General features: G+C 68.9%; 13 protein-coding genes. 10 read left to right on the plus strand and 3 right to left on the minus strand.

Going from position 1 to position 20,592, the window contains the following annotated elements:
- Window positions 1-107 precede the first annotated feature (107 nt).
- A complete protein-coding gene (locus CAM01S_RS15020; protein ID WP_066515429.1) occupies window positions 108-2,534 on the plus strand; it encodes a helix-turn-helix transcriptional regulator in 2,427 nt (808 codons plus the stop codon).
- A 2-nt stretch (window positions 2,535-2,536) separates the two neighbouring features.
- Here the strand turns inward: CAM01S_RS15020 and CAM01S_RS14780 are convergent, their stop codons facing one another.
- Window positions 2,537-2,875 carry a PqqD family protein gene (locus CAM01S_RS14780; RefSeq protein WP_169795804.1) on the minus strand — a complete coding sequence of 113 codons (339 nt, stop codon included), beginning with the start codon at window positions 2,873-2,875 and terminating at the stop codon, window positions 2,537-2,539.
- A gap of 130 nt (window positions 2,876-3,005) precedes the next feature.
- Between CAM01S_RS14780 and CAM01S_RS01925 the strand changes: the two genes are divergently transcribed.
- From CAM01S_RS01925 to CAM01S_RS01945, 5 genes are all read left to right on the plus strand, one after another.
- Window positions 3,006-5,372: a glycosyltransferase gene (locus CAM01S_RS01925; protein WP_169795805.1), complete on the plus strand. Its 2,367-nt coding sequence runs from the start codon at window positions 3,006-3,008 to the stop codon at window positions 5,370-5,372.
- Between the two features lie 159 nt (window positions 5,373-5,531).
- Window positions 5,532-6,071, plus strand: a complete 540-nt coding sequence (locus CAM01S_RS01930) for an arsenate reductase/protein-tyrosine-phosphatase family protein (protein WP_066515435.1) — start codon at window positions 5,532-5,534, stop codon at window positions 6,069-6,071.
- Window positions 6,068-7,501, plus strand: coding sequence for a sugar transferase (locus tag CAM01S_RS01935; RefSeq protein ID WP_066515436.1), 1,434 nt, complete (start codon window positions 6,068-6,070; stop codon window positions 7,499-7,501). Before CAM01S_RS01930 ends, CAM01S_RS01935 begins: the two co-directional genes overlap by 4 nt.
- Window positions 7,502-7,521: 20 nt before the next feature.
- On the plus strand, window positions 7,522-8,427 hold the full coding sequence (locus tag CAM01S_RS01940; RefSeq protein ID WP_157071348.1) for a WecB/TagA/CpsF family glycosyltransferase: 906 nt from the start codon (window positions 7,522-7,524) through the stop codon (window positions 8,425-8,427).
- A 29-nt stretch (window positions 8,428-8,456) separates the two neighbouring features.
- Window positions 8,457-10,082: a tyrosine-protein kinase domain-containing protein gene (locus CAM01S_RS01945; protein ID WP_169795806.1), complete on the plus strand. Its 1,626-nt coding sequence runs from the start codon at window positions 8,457-8,459 to the stop codon at window positions 10,080-10,082.
- Window positions 10,083-10,900: 818 nt separating this feature from the next.
- Here CAM01S_RS01945 and CAM01S_RS15355 read toward each other — a convergent pair.
- Window positions 10,901-12,265 (minus strand): hypothetical protein, encoded by a 1,365-nt coding sequence (locus CAM01S_RS15355; RefSeq protein WP_066515444.1) that lies wholly within the window; start codon window positions 12,263-12,265, stop codon window positions 10,901-10,903.
- A gap of 439 nt (window positions 12,266-12,704) precedes the next feature.
- On the opposite strand from CAM01S_RS15355, the gene CAM01S_RS01960 reads away from it, so the two are divergent.
- The 4 genes from CAM01S_RS01960 (at window position 12,705) to CAM01S_RS01975 (ending at window position 19,385) form a co-directional block, all read left to right on the plus strand.
- Window positions 12,705-14,897 carry an acyltransferase family protein gene (locus CAM01S_RS01960; protein WP_066515452.1) on the plus strand — a complete coding sequence of 731 codons (2,193 nt, stop codon included), beginning with the start codon at window positions 12,705-12,707 and terminating at the stop codon, window positions 14,895-14,897.
- Window positions 14,894-17,152 carry an acyltransferase family protein gene (locus tag CAM01S_RS01965; RefSeq protein ID WP_066515455.1) on the plus strand — a complete coding sequence of 753 codons (2,259 nt, stop codon included), beginning with the start codon at window positions 14,894-14,896 and terminating at the stop codon, window positions 17,150-17,152. Before CAM01S_RS01960 ends, CAM01S_RS01965 begins: the two co-directional genes overlap by 4 nt.
- A 74-nt stretch (window positions 17,153-17,226) precedes the next feature.
- Window positions 17,227-18,315: a glycosyltransferase gene (locus CAM01S_RS01970; protein WP_169795808.1), complete on the plus strand. Its 1,089-nt coding sequence runs from the start codon at window positions 17,227-17,229 to the stop codon at window positions 18,313-18,315.
- Window positions 18,312-19,385, plus strand: a complete 1,074-nt coding sequence (locus CAM01S_RS01975; protein WP_066515463.1) for an ATP-binding cassette domain-containing protein — start codon at window positions 18,312-18,314, stop codon at window positions 19,383-19,385. The genes CAM01S_RS01970 and CAM01S_RS01975 overlap by 4 nt, the downstream gene beginning before the upstream one ends.
- A 64-nt stretch (window positions 19,386-19,449) precedes the next feature.
- On the opposite strand, the gene CAM01S_RS01980 is transcribed toward CAM01S_RS01975, so the two are convergent.
- Complete coding sequence (locus tag CAM01S_RS01980; RefSeq protein ID WP_066515470.1) at window positions 19,450-20,346, minus strand: glycosyltransferase family 2 protein; 897 nt, start codon at window positions 20,344-20,346, stop codon at window positions 19,450-19,452.
- Window positions 20,347-20,592 lie beyond the last annotated feature (246 nt).

The following is a 20,592-nucleotide window of genomic DNA, read 5'->3' on the forward strand; positions in this document are numbered from 1 at the left end:
TCGACCGGGGCGCCCCGATGCGCGGGTCTGCCTTGCCGAGGCCGATGCGCGCCCATGTTCGGCGTGGACGTCTCATTCGCGAAGTGGAGTCCGGCTTACGAAGCGAGGTGGTCATCGTTCGGGGCGCGGCGGGCACGGGCAAGACGAGCCTCCTCAACGACTGGATTCAGTATGCCGTCGAGCGCGGCACGCCCTCCTCCGAGCTCGAACTCATCTCCGGCGCGCAACTCAGCAGCGATCGAGCGAGTACCTGGGATGGCCTTGGCGTCCGCACACCGACGTCGTGGGGCGCGGTTCGGAGCCGCTTCAATGGCGTGCGATATCTCGTCATCGACGGACTTGACCATGTATCCGACCCCGAAGTGCTCGCTGACCTTGCTCGGCTCGTGACCGACTGTGGACTGCAGATCGTGGCCAGTGAGCGGACGAGCACCGGGTTCGAGACGCGCTTCGGGCGCGACATCGCGGTCGCGGTCATCGACCCGGTGAAGCTCGCGTTCGAACAGATCGAGGTCGCCGCGCTGATCGCCCACCGCGGAGCGACCGTGGAGTCGTCGGTGCTTCCCGCACTGGTCGAATGCTTCGGCGGGTGGGCACGCGGCATTGCCAGCGCCGTCGGTGAGCTCGCGCTCGAGCGGTCGCGAGTGTGGCGACTGTCCGCCGCGCAACCGCTCTTCCATCGGGTGCGTGAATCGCTGGTGGCCGAATTGACCGCGCCGTTGCGCAAGGACTGGGAAATCGTGGCGGAGTGTTGTCTGCTGCCGTTCGCGTCCGTTCCACTGCTCCGCGAACTCGGTTCCACGGACTCGAACCGAGTGTTGGCCGAGATGGAGCGAGTCGGTGTCGGCTCGTGGCGCCGCGTACGAGGGCATGACCGCTACGAAGTGTTGCCGGTCCTTCGCGCTGTCGCACGCCAGGAGTTCGCTGCATTGCCCTCGACCCCCGACAGTGCCCGCATCGATCGGTTGACGAACATACTTGTCGCGAGCGGCAGTCATCCCTGGGAGGCAGTCCGGCTGGCGGCGGACGCGGGCCAGTGGACGAGCGTGAGCGGTCTTGTCCGCACCCACCTTGCTCCAATCGTCCGCGATCATGCGTTGCCTCTCCTTGCGCTGCTGCAGGCCCATCCCCTGCCGACTGCGTCCGACCCATGGCTGGCCTACCTTGCCGCCACAATCGCGGTGGCCGAGGGTCGTGTGTCGGTCGGATCCGCCACGACGGAACTGCGACGCATCGACAGTGCGCTCCGCGGCGACCCACCCCTGCCGGGTCAGGCGGGTGCCCTCGACACGCAAGTCCTCCGCTGTGTGGTCGCGCGTCAGCTGGCGAACTACGGACGTGCCGAGACGCTCGCCCGGGCGCTGTCCGAGAGCGTTCCCGCGACGGTCGCGCGCGGCGGTCAGGTCTCGGCGGACGTCGCTGTCCAGGTCGGAATCACGTTCCTCGTCAACGGCGCGCCGACTGAAGCGCTCGCCGAGTTCGCGCGTGTTCGTACCCGGACAGCAGCCCCGCATCACCTTCGGCTCCAAGCGGTGGGATACAGCGCGCTCATCTCCGCCCTCGCCGGGGATATCCGCGCCTCCAGGCAGTTGGTCGAGGACGGGATCTCAAGTGAATGCTGGCCGGAGTGGCGTCATTCCGTCTGGGCGATCCCCATGCATGTCGCGGCCGCGCTGGGTGCGACGGAGGCCCGGGACTGGCAGCGCGCTGCGCGCCATCTCCGCGCCGTCGCAATGCTTCCGTGCAGTCCGGATGATTGGCCGTTCGTCGCCTATGCGGAGGCGTGGGCTTCGCTCACGGCCGGGGACGGCTATCGCGCGTTCAGCATCATTCGGGACGCCGAGGGCCTGCACAGTGCGTCCAGCGAATCGAACTACGTGCAGGGACTGCTCGCCGTGATCAAGGCCGACAGTCTCCTGATGGCGAGACAGGTCAAATCCGCACAGGCCACACTCCGTCCGTTTCTCGACGGCCGCGATCCGATCGTCGGCCCGTTCGCCCGGGCGTTGCTGCTCTCCGGAAACGCGAGTCAGGCGCGCGTCTTCGTCGATCGGGGCGTGTGGCGATCCCGGCTGAATCCGCGCTCAGTCGCAGAACTGCACATTGTCCGGGCGATCGCCTCCGCGCGGCTGCACGATACCGAGGCAGCGAGCGCGGCGCTCGGACAGGCGATCCTCACGACCGAGAAACACGACCTCGCGAGCCCGTGGTGGCTCGTTCCACGGGACGAGCTGACACAGCTCTGTGCCGACCTCGATGTCCCGATTCCTCCTGGGGTGCGCGCAGCTCCGCAGATATTCGACAGTGGCCTCACCGTTCCGGTCCTCACTCGTCGCGAGGGCATTGTTCTTCGTCTGCTTCGCGAACCCGGTTCCATCGAGTGGATTGCCAATCAGCTCGGTGTCTCGCAGAACACCGTGAAGTCGCAGGTGCAGAGCGTGTATCGAAAGCTCGGCGTGAAATCACGGTCGGACGCGGTTCGCGTCGCTCGCGACTGGCAGCTGTTCGACGACGTGAAGGGCCGCCCGGCCTGAGATCATCGCGATCCGTCACAGCGACCGTCGGCCTCGTCGACTCGGCGCGCGGCGACGATTTGCACCAATCCGAGCGCGACCAGCTCCTCCACGAAGCGCTGAACCGCGGCGCATTCGTCCTGCTGCTCCTCCGGGTCGAGCGCGAGCGTCGCCACGAGTTGCCGCAGCGTGACGCCAGGGCCGATGGCGTTCCAGATTTCTGCGCCCGCGGGCGTGATCGCGTACGCCGTCGCGGTCGGCAGATGGCAGACCGCCAACCCGTCTCCATCGCGAACGGCGGCTGCTGCCCCCGTTGGGACGATTCGAGCGGTCAAGACCGGTGATGGGTTCGCTTCGTGCATGAGGATGGCTCCTTCCATGGCGCCGCGTGCGCGGATAGTGAGGTGCGTGATGAGCGTGGCGTGCAGAGTCGGCCCCGCGTCGCGCAGCCCAAGTTCACCGCCGTGGCACGACACGCACGATGGCTCCGCCATGTCTCGCCGTTCCCCAGTCCGGAGGCTTCACCTGGCGAGTCGCATTCCTCGCGTCTCCGGGTTCATGCTGCTTCCCCTCGTCAGTGCTGCCGCTCCGATACTCCTCGTCCCGGTCGTGTCCATGCGCTTCGGCGCCGAGGGATGGGGGCTGTACGCCATTGGGCAGTCCGTCGGTGCCTTCGGCGCCGTTCTGGTCGAACTCGGCTGGGGGCTGAGCGGTACGCAGCGCGTCGCCCGGCAGTCGCCCGCGCATCGGCGGAGGACGCTCGCGTTCGCGGCCGCGACACAGTGCGCGGTGCTGCCCGTTGCCGTGCTCATCTGTACTGCTGCGGCCGCTGCGGTAGCCCCCGACCATCGTTGGTTCGTCGGCAGTGTGGCGGTCGTGGCCGCGGCCGGGGCGGTGAACGGCGTCTGGTTCTTCATCGGCCGCGGACGGCCGGCCGATATCCTCCGGGCCGACACGGCGCCGCGTGTCGTTGCGCTGCTGCTCGCGGCCGGTGCGCTCGCGCTCGGTGCACCCATCGGCGTCGTTCCGATTGCGCTCGGCATCGGCGCGCTCAGCGCGGTGGTCCTGACCGCACGCGTCACCGGCATGCGCATCACGGACTTCCGCGGGCTGACAGCCGGTCGGATCATGCGACTTCTCCGTGCGCAAGCGGCGCCGTTGGTGGCACGAGCGGCATCCGCTGGGTATATCGCCCTGCCGACCGCGCTTGTGGCCGGCGCCGCCCCACATTCGGTACCGCTGTTCGCCGCCGTCGATCGGCTTCAGCGGTGGCTGCTCACCGGGCTGCAGCCCATCCCGAACACGATGCAGCGCTGGGTCGGCGCGCCATGGGAGCGATCGGATCGCCAGCGCCGCGCGCTGCTCGCGGTGGTCGTGTCCGGCGTCATCGGTACCGGGTTCGGCGTGTCCTTCGCGCTGGTCGCGCCCGTCCTATCGACGATCGTGTTCGCCGACCAGGTGCACGTCCCGATCGGCCTCGCGGTATTCGGCGGGGTCATCATCGCGCTGGTCACCACATCTCGAGCAACCGGCGGGTTGCTCCTCGTGGCGCTCCGCGCCGTGCCCGGGATCACCGCGAGCGCACTCATCGGATGCGCCGTCGGTGTGCCACTGATCATCGTCGGGGCGCAGCGGTCAGGAGCAGCGGGTGCCCTCGCCGGCATTGCTGCCACCGAACTCGTCGTGCTCGCCGTGCAATCCGTCGTCGCCGCCATTGCGATCGCTCGTCGCCGTTCCCGGTCGCCTTCGCGCCCGCCGGGCGGCCGCCGGGCGGGCGCCCGCCCTCGCGTCGTCTTCGTCCGCGTCGACGACCCGGAGTACCCGAGGAATGCGCGCCTCCGGGCCGCGGCGGTGGACGCGGGGTGCGAGGTGACCATGCTGGTTCGTTCGCATCACCCGAACGGCGCGCGGCGCCTCCTGACCGATGTGATCAGGATCTGCACCACGCTCCGTAGGTATGACGTGTACGTCGTCGCGGAGTTCTCGCTCCGCTTCGCACCGCTCGTCGGATTCATTGCGCGACTGAACCGCGCGCGCTGCGTCGTGGACTGCTTCGTCCAGAAGGAGGAGACCGTCATCGACGATCACGCGCTGGCCGGACCGCGGTCGGTCACCGCGCTCCTGGCACGCGCCGAGGATCGGCTTGCCATCGGAGCAGCGCATGTCGTCCTCACCGACACGCAGTTTCGGGCATCGGCAATTCGTCGGCGGGTGGGGACGCGGGCACGGCCGATCGTCATGCCGCTCCCGGTCGGCGCTCCGCCATGGGCGCACCCCGCCGGAACCCCCGCAGATGACACCGGTCAGCACATCCCCGACGGCGCGCAACGACCACTCCGGGTGCTGTTCTACGGCAGCTTCATCCCGCTCCACGGCGTTCCGACCATCATCGAGGCCGCCGCCCTCGCTGGACCAGCCGTGCACCTCACCCTCCTCGGAGACGTCCGAGAACGCGACACCCGGGCGCGCCTGGTGACCGCCGGGATCGCCGCTCGGTGCACGATCGCTGACCCCGTTCCGGCAGCGTCGCTCGCAGATGTCATCGCGGACCACGACGTGGTGCTCGGGGTATTCGGAACGTCGGTCAAGGCGAACAGCGTCATCGCGAACAAGGTGTGGCAGGGCCTGGCATGCGGAAAGCCGGTCGTCACCCAGCGCTCACCAGCGCTCGCAGAGATTCGCGATCTCGTCGCCGATCAACTGATCGAGGTGGCCGCGGGAGACCCGGAAGCCCTCGCAGCTGCGCTCATCAGACTCGTGGCGGCTCGTCCCAATCCTTCATGGGGCGCCACCGGAGAGCGGCTGGAACGCTATGTGCGGCGCCAGTTCGAGCCCTTCGCCGCGATCCTCCAGGGGTGAGATGCGCCGTGCGCTGACAAGCCCGTTGTCAGGCGTGCGAATGGTGATCCGGGTGAATGCTCCGTTCGTTGCAGGCCAGTGACGCGGCCCTGCGGATTGTCAGCCGAACACCTGCCCTACGGTCCGGGACACCGTCAACGGATCCCGAAAGGCACATCGATGATCGACGCTCGTTTCAGCGTGCCGTGGCTTGCGGAGACCTCTTCCGCCGACCGCGAGCGAGTCCGCCGTGTTCTCGTCGTCTGCACCGCGAACGAGGCGCGCTCTCCGCTCGTCGCCGGCCTCCTCAACCACGCGATTGCGCGCTCTGGGCGTCGCGGCTCCGCCACCTCCGCCGGGACGCGTGTCCTCGAGCCGGGGCGCCCGATGGCTCCGGTTGCGCGGCGCGTCCTCGCGCGAGCCGGGGTTCCGGTCAGGCCGTTCCACTCCCGGCAGCTGACCGCTGCAATGATCGGTGACGCCGACCTCGTTCTCGTCGCCGAGGAGGGGCACCGCCGCGTCGTCCTCGATATCGATCCCTCAGCGGTGCAGCGCACGCATCTGATCCTGGCGTTCGCAGCAGCGGCACCGATGCAGTCGGTGCGATCCCACGAGTGGGAGCTCGAGGACCCCGTCGGCGCACCGGCCGATCGTCTGCCAGCACTCGAGGCAACTGTCGTGCGTGCGACCCTCCGAATCGCGGAACGGATCGTCGCATGATCGACGTCGCCGCATCGACCCCGACCCGCCCCCGGTCGGTCAGGTCTGACCGGGGCGACGGAGGCATCCTCTTCGCGGTCAGTGCGACCGAAGCGCTGGCGCTGCTCGCCGGCACGTTCGCCTCCATGCTCATCCGGTTCGGACTCGGGCCGAACGGTGTCGATCTCGGGTTCGTCGACATGGGGTACGCGGCGTTCTCTGTGCTCCTCAGCGCCTGCTGGTTCGGCCTCATCCAGCTGCTCCGCGCCGACCGTGCGATCGTCCGTCATCTCGGAGAGGGATCCGGCTACACGGACATCACGACGTCGACGATCGTGACCGCGCTCGCTGTCGCCGTCTATTCCGCCATCACCCAGACCGAGATCTCGCGGGGGTATCTCCTTGCTGCAATCCCGCTCAGCGCAGTCTTGCTCGCGGGCACGCGCGGCTTCTGGCGCCGGTGGCTCCGCCGACGGCGGCGACAGGGCACGCACTGCGAGCGTGCGGTCCTCGCGGGACCGGAAGAGCGCCTCCCAGCCGTCGAGGCGCTCATTGCGGCCGATCCGGATGCTGGCATGCGCGTCGGGGAGCGCGTCAGCGTGGTCGGCGACGCCGACGATCATGCGCGCATCGTCCGTGCCGTCGCGGCCACAGGCGCATCCATTGTCGTCGTCGCAGGCGCGCCGCACGACGACACCGGTATCCGATCGCTGATGTGGGCACTCGAACCGCTCGGCGCTCGCGTCCTCGTCGTTCCGCACCTCGGACCGATCGCGATGCGCCGGGTCCGGACGGTGCCGGTGAGTGACTCGCCGCTCATCGTTGTGGAGCCGGCGAGGTTCTCGGGGCGCCGATACGTGTCGAAGCGTGCGTTCGACATCCTTGCCAGCACGGTCGCCCTCGTCGTCCTTGCACCGCTCCTCCTGGTGCTCGCAGCGATCATCAGGCTCGACTCGCCGGGACCCGCGCTCTACCGGCAGCGCCGGATCGGCCGGAACGGTGCTGCGTTCACGATGCTGAAGTTCCGCTCGATGCGAGTGGATGCCGACGCGCACCGAGCTGCGCTGCTCCTCGAGAACGATCACCGCGGCGGTCCCATGTTCAAGATGCGCGCAGATCCACGGGTGACGCGCGTGGGTCGGATCCTCCGGCGGACCTCACTCGACGAGCTGCCGCAACTCATCAATGTGTTCGCCGGGCAGATGAGCCTCGTCGGTCCGCGGCCACCGCTCCCCGAAGAAGTCGCGGCGTATGCGGATCACGCCAGGCGGCGGCTTCTCACAAAGCCGGGTATTACGGGCCCCTGGCAGATCGGGGGGCGCTCGGACCTCGGGTGGGAGGAGGGCCTCCTGCTGGATGTGCTGTATGTCGAGAACTGGTCCGTGGCGGGGGACCTCGGCATCCTCCTGCGCACCGTCAAGGCAGTCGTCGACGGACGGGGCGCATATTGATCCCGCGCACGACGCTCACCGTGACGAACGGACGATGCACGGTCGCGGGACACGAGCTGTTCGCGGGAACGATGGACGATGCCGTGGTCGCGATCGATGCACTTCGCCGACGCGGCGGTCTGCATCTCGTCGTGACGCTGAACGTCGACCAGATCCTCACCCTCGAACGTGACCCGCAGGCAAACGAGGCGACGGCGCGTGCGTCGATCCGCACGATCGACGGCGCACCGGTTCTCGCCGTCGCGAAACTGCTCGGCGCGCGGAACGTGCACCGCATCACCGGCGCCGACCTCATCGAGGCGGTCTCGCAGTCGGCGGCGGGACGCGGCTGGCGGGTCGCGGTCGTCGGTGGTGCGCCGGGTGTCGCAGAGCACGCAGTGGCGAGGCTTTCGGCCCGCTCCGGGGCCGACCTGCATGCCGTCGCAGCGCCGCTTTTCGACGACCGCGGGCACGATCCTGCGGATGCCACCATCAGGGCGCTGACCTCGCTGGCTCCGGACGTTGTCTTCGTCTGCTTCGGCGCGCCAAAGCAGGAGCTGTGGGTCGCGCAGTGGCGCGATCGCCTGCCCCCGGCGGTCTACATCGGCGCAGGCGCGGCGGTCGACTTCGCGGCCGGCACGCGGCTCCGCGCGCCACGTGTCGTGCAGCGAATCGGTGGGGAATGGCTCTGGCGTCTTGCGCAGGAACCGAGGCGGCTCGTGTGGCGATATCTCGTGCGGGGGCCCCGCTTCGTGCTGATCGCGGCACGCTCGATCGCGCAGGGGCTGCAGCGAGGAGGCGTTGGTGGGCGCTCGCGTGAGGAACCGCACGCCCGCCGCGGCCTGTCGGACGACCGACAGGGTGAAGCCGGTCCACGTGCGTCCAGCATTGCCGGGCACGAAGCCCACCGTGGCGTCCGCGATGCGGAAGCCTCGCGCCCACGATGACCGCCGATGCGAACAGGAGCGCCGTGCGCGTGAACGATCCCACCTCGACTCGGGCGGATGCGCAGACTGATGACAGTCGGCGTGGGTACGACCTCCGTGACTACGTGCGGATGCTGCGGAGCTATTGGCTCGGAACCCTGATCTGTCTCCTGCTCGCCGTCACTGCGTCCGCGGCGTGGACGCTGACGCAACCGCGCGAGTACACGTCGACCGCCTCGGGGGTCGTCCAGGTCGCGACAAGCGGTGATGCAAACCTCTCCTTCGCTGCGGATCAACTTGCGAAGTCACAAGCGGAGTCGTACGTCGAGCTCGGGAAATCACTCGCTGTTGCTCGGCGCGCGGCTTCGACCGTCGGCGCTCCGGGCTCCGCCGCCGCCCTCCTCAGCAGCGTCACGGCCACGCTCGCGGACAACACCGCGATCATCACGGTTGATGCGCACGCCGCAACACCGGACCGAGCCGCTGCCCTGGCAACCGCGTGGATCGACGGCATGGGCAAGCAGATCGAGAGCATGCAGGCGGCGGCCACGGGTGCCAACGGCCTCTCGACCACCAAGTTCGTGCCGCTCGCGAGCGCAAGCGTCCCGTCCGCACCGTCCTCGCCGAACGTCACCGCAGCAGTCACGGTGGGAACACTCGCAGGCGTGGTGCTCGCGTTCCTCTATCTTCTCGTGCGGAACACGTTCGACCGACGGATCCGGAGCGCCGACATGCTCGAGCGCGAGACCGGTGTCTCGGTGCTCGGGACCATTCCGTTGCACCCGATGCTGCTCGGTGAACACCATCTCGTCGCCACGCTGCCGCAAGACGACACACTCGCTCGGCATCGGAACTTCGCGATGCTCGAATCGCTCCGGGAGCTTCGGACGAATCTCTCCTATGTCCACGTCGACGCCCCGGCGCGGAGCATCGTCGTCACGAGCGCGCAGCCCGGCGACGGCAAGTCCACGCTCGCGGCGAATCTCGCGGAGGCGATGGCAGCCTCCACCTCCGGCCGGGTCGTGATCCTCGACTGCGATCTTCGTCGACCGACAATCTCGACGATCTTCGGCGTCAGCGTCGGCGCCGGGTTGACGGACGTCTTGGCGGGTCGGGCGCGGCTCGCCGACGTCATGCAGCAAACCGACGTCGCGCCGAATCTGTGGGTCATCGGCACCGGACGGATCCCGCCGAATCCCAGTGAGCTGCTCGGCTCCGAGTCGATGCGGAGCCTCCTGCGGACGCTTGCCGAGCACGCGGTCGTCATCCTCGATGCTCCGCCCGTGCTCGCTGTCACAGACGCAGCGGTGCTCGCAGCACACACGGACGGCGTGCTCATCACCGTCTCGGCGAAGCGGACCACCGTCGACCTGCTGCGTCGCACGGTCCAGCTGCTCGGTCGTGGTGGCGGTACGGTGCTCGGCGCTGTGTTGAATCGGGTGCCGATCCGCGGGGCAGATGCCCGTGAATATGGCTACTACGGCGGTGCCTACTACTACGGCGACGAGGAGCGGGGCGGCGATGATGCGCCGACGCCGGCTGAGCCGGCAGCGCCGCCCAGTGGTGCGGACACGCCGCCGAGGAGCCCGGTCGCAGCGGGCGCCACCATTGGATTCGCGTCGGAACCGGCGCCGGGGACGACTCGGCGTGGACGGCGCGCTCGCTCGATGCCGTGACCGGAAGCAGGGACCGCTGCACGCCGCAGCGCCCAACCACGTCGGAGGCGGCACGAGCGGTCGTGAGTCGTCGCGCGGAGCGAGAACTCCTGTTCGCCCTCATCGCCGATGTGACGGCAGGCCTGGACGCCCGGTCGCTCGTGATCAAGGGAATGTCGTCGGTGCAGCACGGTCTCCGCACCGACCGCGCGTCAGCCGATGTCGACATCCTCGTGGCGACCGCCGACAGCGAGCGTGTGGTGGCCGAGCTGATCGGCCGCGGCTGGTCCGTCCGCCTCGAGGATGAGGACGAGCGCGTGTTCCCACGGCACTCGGTCACGCTGTACAAGCCGGGGTGGGCGCACGACGTCGACGTGCATCATGCATTCCCTGGGATGGCCCCAGACGCATTCACGGTCTTGTGGGAGGCGCGAGTCCCGTTCGTCTCGCAGCTCACCCTCCCGCTGCACACGGTCAGTCCGCATCATGCGCTGGTCATCGAGGTGCTGCACGCGTTGCGAAACCCGACGCGTCGCGAACACCGAGCCTCGCTGGAAGTCCTCGCCCGGCGTGCTGCGGAAGGAACGAATGCGGCGGAGCTCGTCGAAGCGGCGCGTGCGGTGGGCGCCGCCGGCGCGATCGGGCCGTTCATCCGCGCGGTCTGGGGGCCGAACCTCGCGCCCACGGAGCTCCCGACGAGCGATTGGCTGCTGCGGACGCGCCTCGTGAATCCGCTGGCGCGACGTCTGTACCTCGTCGCCGCGGCATCCTCGCGCAGGGAGCGGTTGGGGCTGATCCGGACCGCGATCATGCCTCGGCCCTCGACCCTGGTGAAGTCCTCATTGCGGGAGCGAGTCGGCTGGCTGGAGGTGACGTGGCGCCTCCTCCGTCGCTGGAGACGAGGCATCGTCCAACTGCCCGAGGCTGTCCTCGCGGTTGCTCGTCTGATGCGCGCCGAGGACCTCTCTTCGCGAAGGGCGGGCGTCACTCCTGCCCTCGAGGCGTTCCGTCAGGGGCAGGAGCAGGCTGACGAGCACGCCCGCGAACAACCAGACGAAGAGGTCGAATGAGAACCCCATCCCAATGATGAAGACCAGGATCGCGATGCCCTGACGATCTCCCCGACCGAGCGCGATGACGAAGGCTCCCACGACGACAGCGAGTCCAGCGATTCCCGTCGTTCCGAGGAGGTAGACCCAGAAGTCGTCGACCACCGGGAGTCCGAATGTCAGTGGGATGAGACCGCTCGTGAACAGCTGGACCTCGCTCCCGAATCCGTGTCCGAACCATGTGTCGAACGGCGGACGCCCGAGGAGCGCGGGCACGCTCTCGATCGAGGCGAGGCGGTGGGTCCATGATCCGGACTGGACGAGCGTCTGAATTCGCGCCGAGACGCCGAAGTCCATGATTGCGAGGATTCCGGCGAGCGCGGACGCCACGATGACGTTGCGTACCCACGCGCCGAGCCGTCCCCGCACGACCAGGTGAACGAGGATCGCCGCGATGACCGCGGCGATCGCGCTGCGTGTTCCGGAGAGCACGAGTCCGGCGGCCAGGACTGTGAGCCAGAGGACACGGATGCCTCGACGCAACCGGATGGTGTTCGTCCACGCGATGATCGCAGCGACGCCGATGACGAGGCCGAACACGATGGGGTGACCGAGGGTGCCCTGAACTCGGTCGATGGTGCCCGCGAACAGGTGGTTCGTCGGATCCATAGCGCCTCGGTATCCCCAGAGCGGCTTCGCGCCGGCGACGAGCGTTGCGACGCCGACGACAGTCTCACCGAGCGCAACCCAGAGGATTCCGTGGAATACGAGCCGACGACCGTCAGGGTCGAGGCGGGCACCGAGCGCTGCGAGGGTGACGCAGAGCCCGGCGTACAGGATGATTCGTGATATCGACGATGAATGGGTGAGGATCACCCCGACGGCAAGCCAGGTCCAGGCTGCGGTGATCGCCCAGAACGTCCATGACGGTCGACCCGTTCCGACGCTCGGCCGTCGGAGGACCGCTATCGCGGCGATGAACCCGCTGAACAGGAACGAGCCGACCCAGAGCAGGCGTGGCACGCTGTTGTTTCCGAAGACCGCGAGCACGCCGAGGCACACGAGGACCGCAGCCGGAAGAACACGCTGACGGGGGATGACCAGCGCGACGATCGTGCTGATCAACACGGCTGCTGCAAGCGCGAGGACGACCATTGCTCTCCTTACCGGGATCGGATGAGCATGCGGGCACGCGTCGGTCGGTATCGCGAGGGTCGGTCTGGCACCGGTCGCGGTTGGCCGCTTTTTCACCCGGCGGCTCGTCTGGGTCGCCGCGCCGCATCGGACGGCAGGCTGCGAACCCGCCGCCACGCCGCCGCGTCCGGCCGAGGCTGGGCGGCTGACGAACGCCTGCGTGGCCGGGCTGGGCGGCTGACGAACGCCTGCGTGGCGGGCCGGGCGGTTTTGAGGAACGCCTCCGTGCCCCTGGCCGGGGTGAGCGAGCTGATGAAAGCAGGGCGCGTTCCCGCGACACCTCCGAGCACGGCATTGGAGGGCGACCGGGAAGGCGGCAGAGTTCCGCTCGATCACACACCACGAGTGGCGGGGTCCGTGCGGAGGATTCCGTGCGATAGGAACGAGGAGGCGCTCGGCGATGGCGCGATCGGCAGGATCGACGGCGGTGCGGCGTGGCGATGTGCAGGGTCTCCGGGCCGTGGCAGTCGCCGGCGTCGTCGCAAACCACACGGTTCATGCTCCGGTCGGGGGATTCGTCGGGGTCGATGTGTTCTTCGTCATCAGCGGCTTTCTCATCACTGGTCTGCTCGTTCGCGAACACGGGCGCACCGGCCGCATCTCGTTCGTCGAGTTCTATCGGCGCCGCATCCGTCGGATCGTCCCCGCTGCGTTCGCGGCATTGACCGTGACGGTCGCGGCGACGTTCCTCCTGTACGGGCGCGGGCGCGGCACGACCGTCGTGCAGGACGCGCTCGCCGCCGCGGGGTTCGTGGCGAATTGGCGGTTCGCAGCGGTCGGGACCGACTATTTCCAGGCCGACGGTCCGACATCGCCGCTGCAGCACTTCTGGTCGCTCTCCGTCGAAGAGCAGTTCTACCTCGTCTGGCCGTTGCTCCTCGTCGTGGTTCTGGCGGTGCATCGGAGGGCCGGCATGCGCCGCCGTGGTCGCGTCGGGGCCGCCGTGCTGCCGCTGCTCACCGTCGTCGGGCTCGGAGGCGCGTCGCTGGCCTGGGCGTTCATCGAGACGTCGACCTCGCCCACAGTCGCATATTTCTCCACGCCGGCCCGAGCCTGGGAGCTCGGCATCGGCGCCGTGCTCGCCCTCGCCGCTCCGCGGCTGTCGGGGATCCCGCATGCTGTGCGCGTCGCTTCCGCGTGGACGGGTCTGTTGATCATTGTCGGCTCGATGATCGTGATTGACGGGGCGCAGCGGTTCCCAGCGCCCCTCGCGCTCCTGCCGACGCTTGGAGCAGCCCTCGTGATTCTTGCCGGCTGCACGGACGACCGCTGGCGATTCGGGGTCCTCGATAACCGGCTCATGCGGTGGGGCGGGGATATCTCGTATTCGCTGTATCTCTGGCACTTTCCGGTTGTGATTCTCGGCGGCCCGCTCGTCGTCTTCCTCCTCGGCGACCGCACGTCTTCGGCGGTGCTTGCCCCGGTCATCCTCGTCGTGACGGCGCTCGGTCTCGCCGTGCTGTCGTGGCGATGCATCGAGCGCCCTGTGCTCCGGAGCGCCTGGTTGCAGCCGTCGAGCTCGGCTGGGCTGCGTGCGTACCGGCGTGGTGCTCGCCGGCCCCTCCTCGCCCTTGGGATATCGGTCGCCGTCTGTGCTGCGACCGTCGGTGTCGCGTGGGGGACGGACGGAATACGCGCCTCCGTGTCGACGGGAAACGCGGAGGCCGCACCCGTATCGACGCCGTCCCCGTCCGCATCGGGTGGGAGCGGGAGCGGCGAAGGCTCGCAGGGCGCACTCACCGCTGCGATCACCCAAGCGCTCGCCGCACGCTCGTGGCCAGCGGGCCTTGAGCCTGCGGTTGCCGACGTGAAGAACGAGACGCTTCCGGGAAATACCGCGCGGTGTGGTTCGGCCGCGTGGCTCCCAGCAGCGGAGTGCACGTTCGGTTCACCGACAGCCGAGCACCGGGCCGTCCTCGTCGGCGACTCGATCGCCCAGTCGTATGTTCCGGCGCTCGCGGCGATCTTCGGGACGGGGTCGTGGTCGTTGCGGATCACGTCGATGTACGCGTGTCCGTTCATCGACCATGCGGTCGGTGTCGACACCCGAGCAGATGCCGTTTGCGCGGATCGCCGCGATCAGGAGGCACAGGCGGTGGCGACCATGAAGCCGGACCTCCTCATCGTCGGCAACACGTTCTGGAGGGGCACCGACCCGGCGACGGGGAGGGTGGTCACCCTGACGGACTGGCATGCCGGGTTCGAGGCGATGATGCGACGTGTGGTGCCGGACGCGAAGCAGACGATCGTCATCGCTCCGCCGCCCTACGACAAAGACATCGGGGCGTGCTACAGCGCGTTCGGTGGGCCTTCGGCGTGCGTGAGCAGCGTCCTCGCCCCCGATTCGACGTGGAGCGAGATGCTGTCCGATCAGCTCGCGGCGGCCTCCGATCTGCACTACACGCTGATCGACTCCCGCCCGTGGTTCTGCACTTCCGGCGGCCAATGCCCGGCCTTTGTCGGCAAGCTGCTCACCAAGAAGGATGCAGCCCATCCGACCGCGCTCTACGTCGAGCGGCTGACCCCGGTGATCCGAGCGGCGTTCGTCGCTGCGAAGGTGCCGGGACTGGAGCCCGGCGGAACATCAGGATGACGCCGATATCGCCACGCCCGCCCCAGGCAGCGCGTGCCGCCACGTCGTCGCTGGCCAGCGGTCGGCGGGCTGACATCGAAGGGTTGCGCGGCGTCGCGGTCGGACTTGTGGTTGCGCAGCACCTCTTCGGATGGCCATCGGGCGGTTTCATCGGCGTCGACGTATTCTTCGTCGTCTCCGGGTTCCTGATCACGGGACTCATCGCCGATGAGGTCGAGAGGACGGGCCGACTCGACGTCGCCGCGTTCTATCGACGTCGGGCGCGACGAATTCTCCCCGCTGCGCTGGTCGTCCTCGCGGTCACGGTGATCGCCACGGCCGTCCTGTTCTTCCGGGCTCGCGCGACGGCTGTCGCATTCGACGCGATTGCTGCTGCGACGATGGTGCAGAACTGGCATCTGATCCGCACCGGGACGAGCTACTTCGCGGACGACGGCTCCACCTCACCTCTGCAGCACTTCTGGTCGCTCGCAGTGGAGGAGCAGTTCTATCTCCTGTGGCCCGCGGCAGTCCTCGTGGTCGTGGCGCTGGCGCGACGGCGGCATGCGAGCGCCACGAACTGGGACGCAGCAACGCCGATTCGCTGGTCCATCGGGTTGGTTCCGCTCCTCGCGGTCGCCACAAGCGCATCGTTCGTCGTCGCGTGCTGGGAGTCGGTCGCGCACGCGGGGTGGGCATATTTCTCATTGGAGTCGCGAGCGTGGGAGCTCGGTGTCGGTTGTTTGGCTGCGTTCGCTGGTCGACGGTGGCGGATGGGCCAGGCGGCGTCGACGATGCTGATCGGCGCCGGACTCGGGGTGCTGGCCTGCGGAGCGATCCTTCTCACGGGCACCATGCCGTTCCCAGGACCGTGGGCTCTCGTTCCCGTGTGCGCCACGGTCGCGATCCTCTTCGGAGGACGTTCGATGTCGACAGGGGACTCGGAGCGCCTTCCGAGCAGAGGAGTGCACCGCGCCCTTGCATGCAAGGCGATACTTGGCATTCTTCCGAGTAGGCCGCTGCGCGGGCTCGGACGTATCTCGTATTCGCTCTACCTCTGGCACCTTCCGCTCGCCGTCTTCGCTGCTGCGCTCCTCCCGGCGGTTGCGGCGCCGATGGTGTCGGTCGTCGTCGCCGTCGGCCTCGCCGCGATCAGCACGCGCTTTATCGAAGAGCCGTTCCGTCGGCATCGAGCGTTCAGCGAAGCACGTCACCGCATAGGGCCGCGGCGGCGCAGCGTTCGCGCGCACCCGCTCGTCGTACCGGGCACCGCCGCGGTGCTCGTCGTCTGCCTGACGGGGCTGCAGGTCCGTGGGCCGTCGTGGTTCGCCGAGCCCGACGCGCTGGCCGCGCCTCCTGCGCGCCAGAACTCCTCGGCGTCGTTCGCGTCGACGACGTCCATCGAGCAGGCGATTGCCGATTCTCTCCGGTCCACGCACTGGCCGGTGTCGACCGATCCTGCCCTGGACCGTGTGGACGCGAGCGCGTCGGCTGCGGCGGCGGTGCAGGCGCACGGCTGTCTCGTCGACCCAGTCGGGCTCACCGCCGCCGAGCTCCGTACAGCGATGGCGCGCTGCACGTTCGGCAGGGGGCCAGCCGACCGGACTATCGCCGTTGTCGGCGATTCCATCGCAGCGAGCTGGCTGCCCGCACTCCTCCCGCTCGCTGCGCTCGGTTGGCGCGTCGTCGGGATCGGCCTCGAGAGTTGTCCGGCCGCCGAGGCTCCGACCGCGGACCGGCTTCGACGTCCGGACTTCCCATCGGATTGCGCAGAAGCGATGCGCCGCGCGCTCGCGCTGGTCCACGCCCTCGACCCCGAACGGGTGGTCCTGTCGAGCGCGCTCGGTGCCTACCAGCGACAACGCACCTCCGGCGACCCGGAAGCCGCGTGGGCTCGGTCCGTCGTGCGCGCGATCGACACGCTCGGGCTGCCGCCGAATCGGGTTGCCGTATTCGGCTCGCCGCCGGAGACGACGCCCGTCACCGCATGTGCGACGCGCGTGCTCGGTCCGGGCATGTGCGAGCGGAGTCCGTCAGCGGACTGGTTCGCGAAGCGAGCCGCCGAGCAGACCGCGACGCAGCGCGCAGGCGCGGAGTTCGTCGACACGTCGCGCTGGTTCTGCGACGCAGCCTGGCACTGCCCGGCGATCGTCGACGATGTCGTCGTGAAGGCCGACGGCGGTCACCTGACGAACGCGTATGCGATGCGGTTGTCGAACCTCGTCGAGCGATCGGTGCTCGGCTTCGATCCCGACGTCGGGCGATCTGCGAGGTGAAAGCCGGAGGAGGAACCGAGCCGGCAGGCGGCCCTGTCGGAGGAGGCGGCGGACGGCCGGCGCAGGATCGCGTCGTGCACGCGCCTCCAGCCAGTCGTCGATCCCGCGCCCCGCATGTCATGCATCTGCTCGACGGGTTTCACTGGGGAGGCGCCCAACGCGTTGCGCTTGACCTCATTCGGTATTCCGTGGACCGCGGGTTCGCGGTGACCGTCCTCGGTCGGGACGGGCCGATGCGGGCTGCATTCGACGACCTGCATGGCGTCTCGGTCGTGTCGCTGCCGGAGGCGTCCCGAAGCGGCGTGCTCGGGCAGATCGCAGCCGTCCGAGCGGCTGTCCGGGCCCGGCGTCCGGCGCTCCTGCACGCCCATCAGCGCCGCGAGGCGCTCATCGCGAACATGGTCGCCCGGCCACTCCGCATCCCGACTGTCGAGCACGCGCACACGGTGCTTCCGTCGCTGGGGTTTGCGCGCCTGTCGTTCCGATCGGACCGCGTGCTCGCGGTGTCGGAGGGGGTACGGGCGATGGTCGATCGTGCAGGTGCCGGCGATCGGGTCAGGCTCGTCGGAAACACCGCGTCCAGAGTGGACGTCAGCCCCTCGCGCGGGTGGACGCAGCCCGGTCGCGACGAGCCGCTTCGCTTGCTCGGGATTGGCCGACTCGAGCCGCAGAAAGATCCGCTTCGCTTCGTGCGGGTTGCGGCAGCCATCGCCGACCAGCGCCCGGTGCAAGCGATGTGGCTGGGGAATGGACCGCTGCGTCAGACCGCGGTCGACGCCGCCGTGGCCGCCGGCGTGAGCGTGGCATTCCCGGGACAGTCGGATGCGGTTGTCTCCGCGCTGGATGATGCGCATGCGCTCGTCATGACCTCACGCTGGGAGGGGCTCCCGCTTGTGCTGCTCGAATCGTTCGCGCGCCGGCGCCCCGTGTATGCAACGCATGCGTGCGATGGTGACGGTGCACTCGCCGATGGCCGCGCGGTGAGCATCCCCGACGACGCGAGCGACCAGGAATTCGCGCGCACGATCCTCCACGATCTCGACCGCTTCGACATGGAGGACCGGCTCGAGCGTGCGGCGGCCTACGCCGCTGCGCAGACACCCGACGTCGTCTTCGGGCGGGTACTCGCGGCCTACCGAGCTCTCGGAGTCGACGCCGCATGAGGACGATTGCGCTCACGGCGGCCGGGGTCCGGATCGACCTCGTTCTGCACGGTGTGACGATCGAGGGGGAGCGCGAACTCCGCCGTGCCTGGGCAGGGTGCATTACCACGGGCCCACAACCGCCCGCGATGCGGATTCGCTGTCTGCTGGTGGAGTCGGAATCCGCCTCGCTTGCGCCCTTGCGTGCGGCCGCGATGCGGATGGGGTCGGAAGTCGGACCCGGCCAGCCCGACGTCGTCGCACAATCGTTCTCTGAACTGTCAGCCGCGATCGTCGCGCGTGTCACCGCCGCGGTCATCGAGCGGCGAAGCGACGACGCGACGCTGCTCCACGCAGCGGGTCTCGCGCGCCGGGGCTCGGTGATCGGCTTCGTGGGACCATCGGGCGCCGGCAAATCGACGCTGATCCGGGAGATCGCCGACGAGTATGTCAGCGACGAGACCCTCGTCGTCGACGCGAGCGGGGTGGTTTCGCCATATCCGAAGCCGATCTCGATCGTTGCGGATGGGGCGCCGAAGACCCAGCATGCACCGGCGGACTTCGGCCTGCACCCGGTGACGGAGCGACTCCCGCTCGGAGCGCTCGTGCTGCTCGATCGCAGCCCTGGGACTCGGGAGGCGCGCATCCGTAGAGTGAGCCTTGCAGCGTCGATTCCAGATCTCGTTCCACAGGTCAGTCACCTGGCGCGGCGTCGCGACGGGCTATCGCGGCTGTCCGTGCTCGTGGCATGCGCGGGTCCGCTGCTTCGCCTGACGTATGGCGAGAGTAGCCAGGTCCGGGCGATCCTCGACATGCTGGTCGACGATCGCCGAGCGCCCGCGAATCGATCGCCGGGGACGCCCGGACGGCGCTACCGGCGCGCCGTCATCGACTGGGTTCAGGATGCTGAGCATGTGATCGTCCTGCGGCAGAGCACCGTGAACGTGCTGTCTCCGAGCGCGAGTCTCGTCTGGCTCGCACTGGACTATCCGCAACCAGCCTCGCGCATCGCGCAGCGCGTCGGACTCGAGGCATCCCAGGCGGATCGCATCCTGTCCGAACTGCTCGAAGCGGAGCTCGTCGAGCGCTAGGGACGCCGAGGTGCGTCGTTGCGACTGCCGGACCCACGCGTGGTGAGGTTGCAGGGCGAGCGGCTCACTGAGTTGACGAGGTGGCGGCACTGCCGGCGCGGCGCTCCATCCGTCGAAGACAGGCGAGCACCTCGGCGGCGCCGCTCCCCGATGCGTCAAGCACCGTAGCGCGCATTCGCGCGATGTCCGCGGAGACGTCCGGCGGCACCGCGTTCGCCGGAAAGCCGTCTCGCCGCCAGGTGAACCAGCCGGGCACAATTCCGAGGAGTTGCTTCGCCAGGACGCTCCATGCGTCGAGCACGAGCGTGCTCGCGCTCCGCTGCGCGAGCCATGCCGACTGCTGCGACGTCTGTCGCGGATGTCGGCGGTATAGGACGACCGGCGGTCCCGAGCGCCGCAGGCGCAGGCCAGCGGTCGCGGCCCGCAGCCAGAGGTCGTAGTCCTCGCTCGCGACATCGCGGTAGGCGCCGATCGCGCGGATCGACCCGGTGCGTCCGATCATCGACGAATGGAGGAACGGGTTCTCGACGAGCAGCTCCAGCCGAGCGACGTCGCCGTCGAGGCGACGCGTCATCGCAGGTTTGACCAGGGCGGTGCCGCTCCGCCATCGCAGCCAGGGCGAGAACGCGAGGTCGGCCGAGTCGAGCACTGATCGCTGCGCGCGGAAGCGCCATGGCAAGCAGATGTCATCGGCGTCCATCCGGCACATGAACGGGGTGTCGACGGCGTCGAGCAGGGCGTTGGCCGAGCGTGCGATGCCGATCGGATCCCCGACCAGAACGCTGAGCCGACGATCGCGAATCCGTCGCAGGACATCGGCCGTTCCGTCGGTGCTTCCGTCGTCGCGAACGATGAGCAGGCCGTCATCGGGGAGCGCACGCAGCGTGGAGTACACCGCTGCTCCGATGGTGGCAGCGGCGTTTCGCGCCGGCATGACGCAGGTGATTCCGGAACTGCGCATGAGACCAGAGCGTCACCGCGGACTTCCGGGTTCCGCGAGCCGAGCGCGGCCCGGACCCGGTTCGCCCCGCAAACTTCACGTCGTATCCCACCTGGGCGCTCCACTGGTGTGCACCCACTCGTCCGCACGGTGCACGCCCGCGCTGAGCACCCGCTCGTCCCCGAGGTGCGTAGCCGAGCAGAGCGTCGCTCGGCCGCCTGAGGCTTCCCCGTAGGATTGCTTGACGCGGGGAAGCGACGCCTCCTT

The sequence above is a fragment of the Curtobacterium ammoniigenes NBRC 101786 genome, from assembly GCF_001571045.1.
Lineage (GTDB): Bacteria > Actinomycetota > Actinomycetes > Actinomycetales > Microbacteriaceae > Curtobacterium > Curtobacterium ammoniigenes.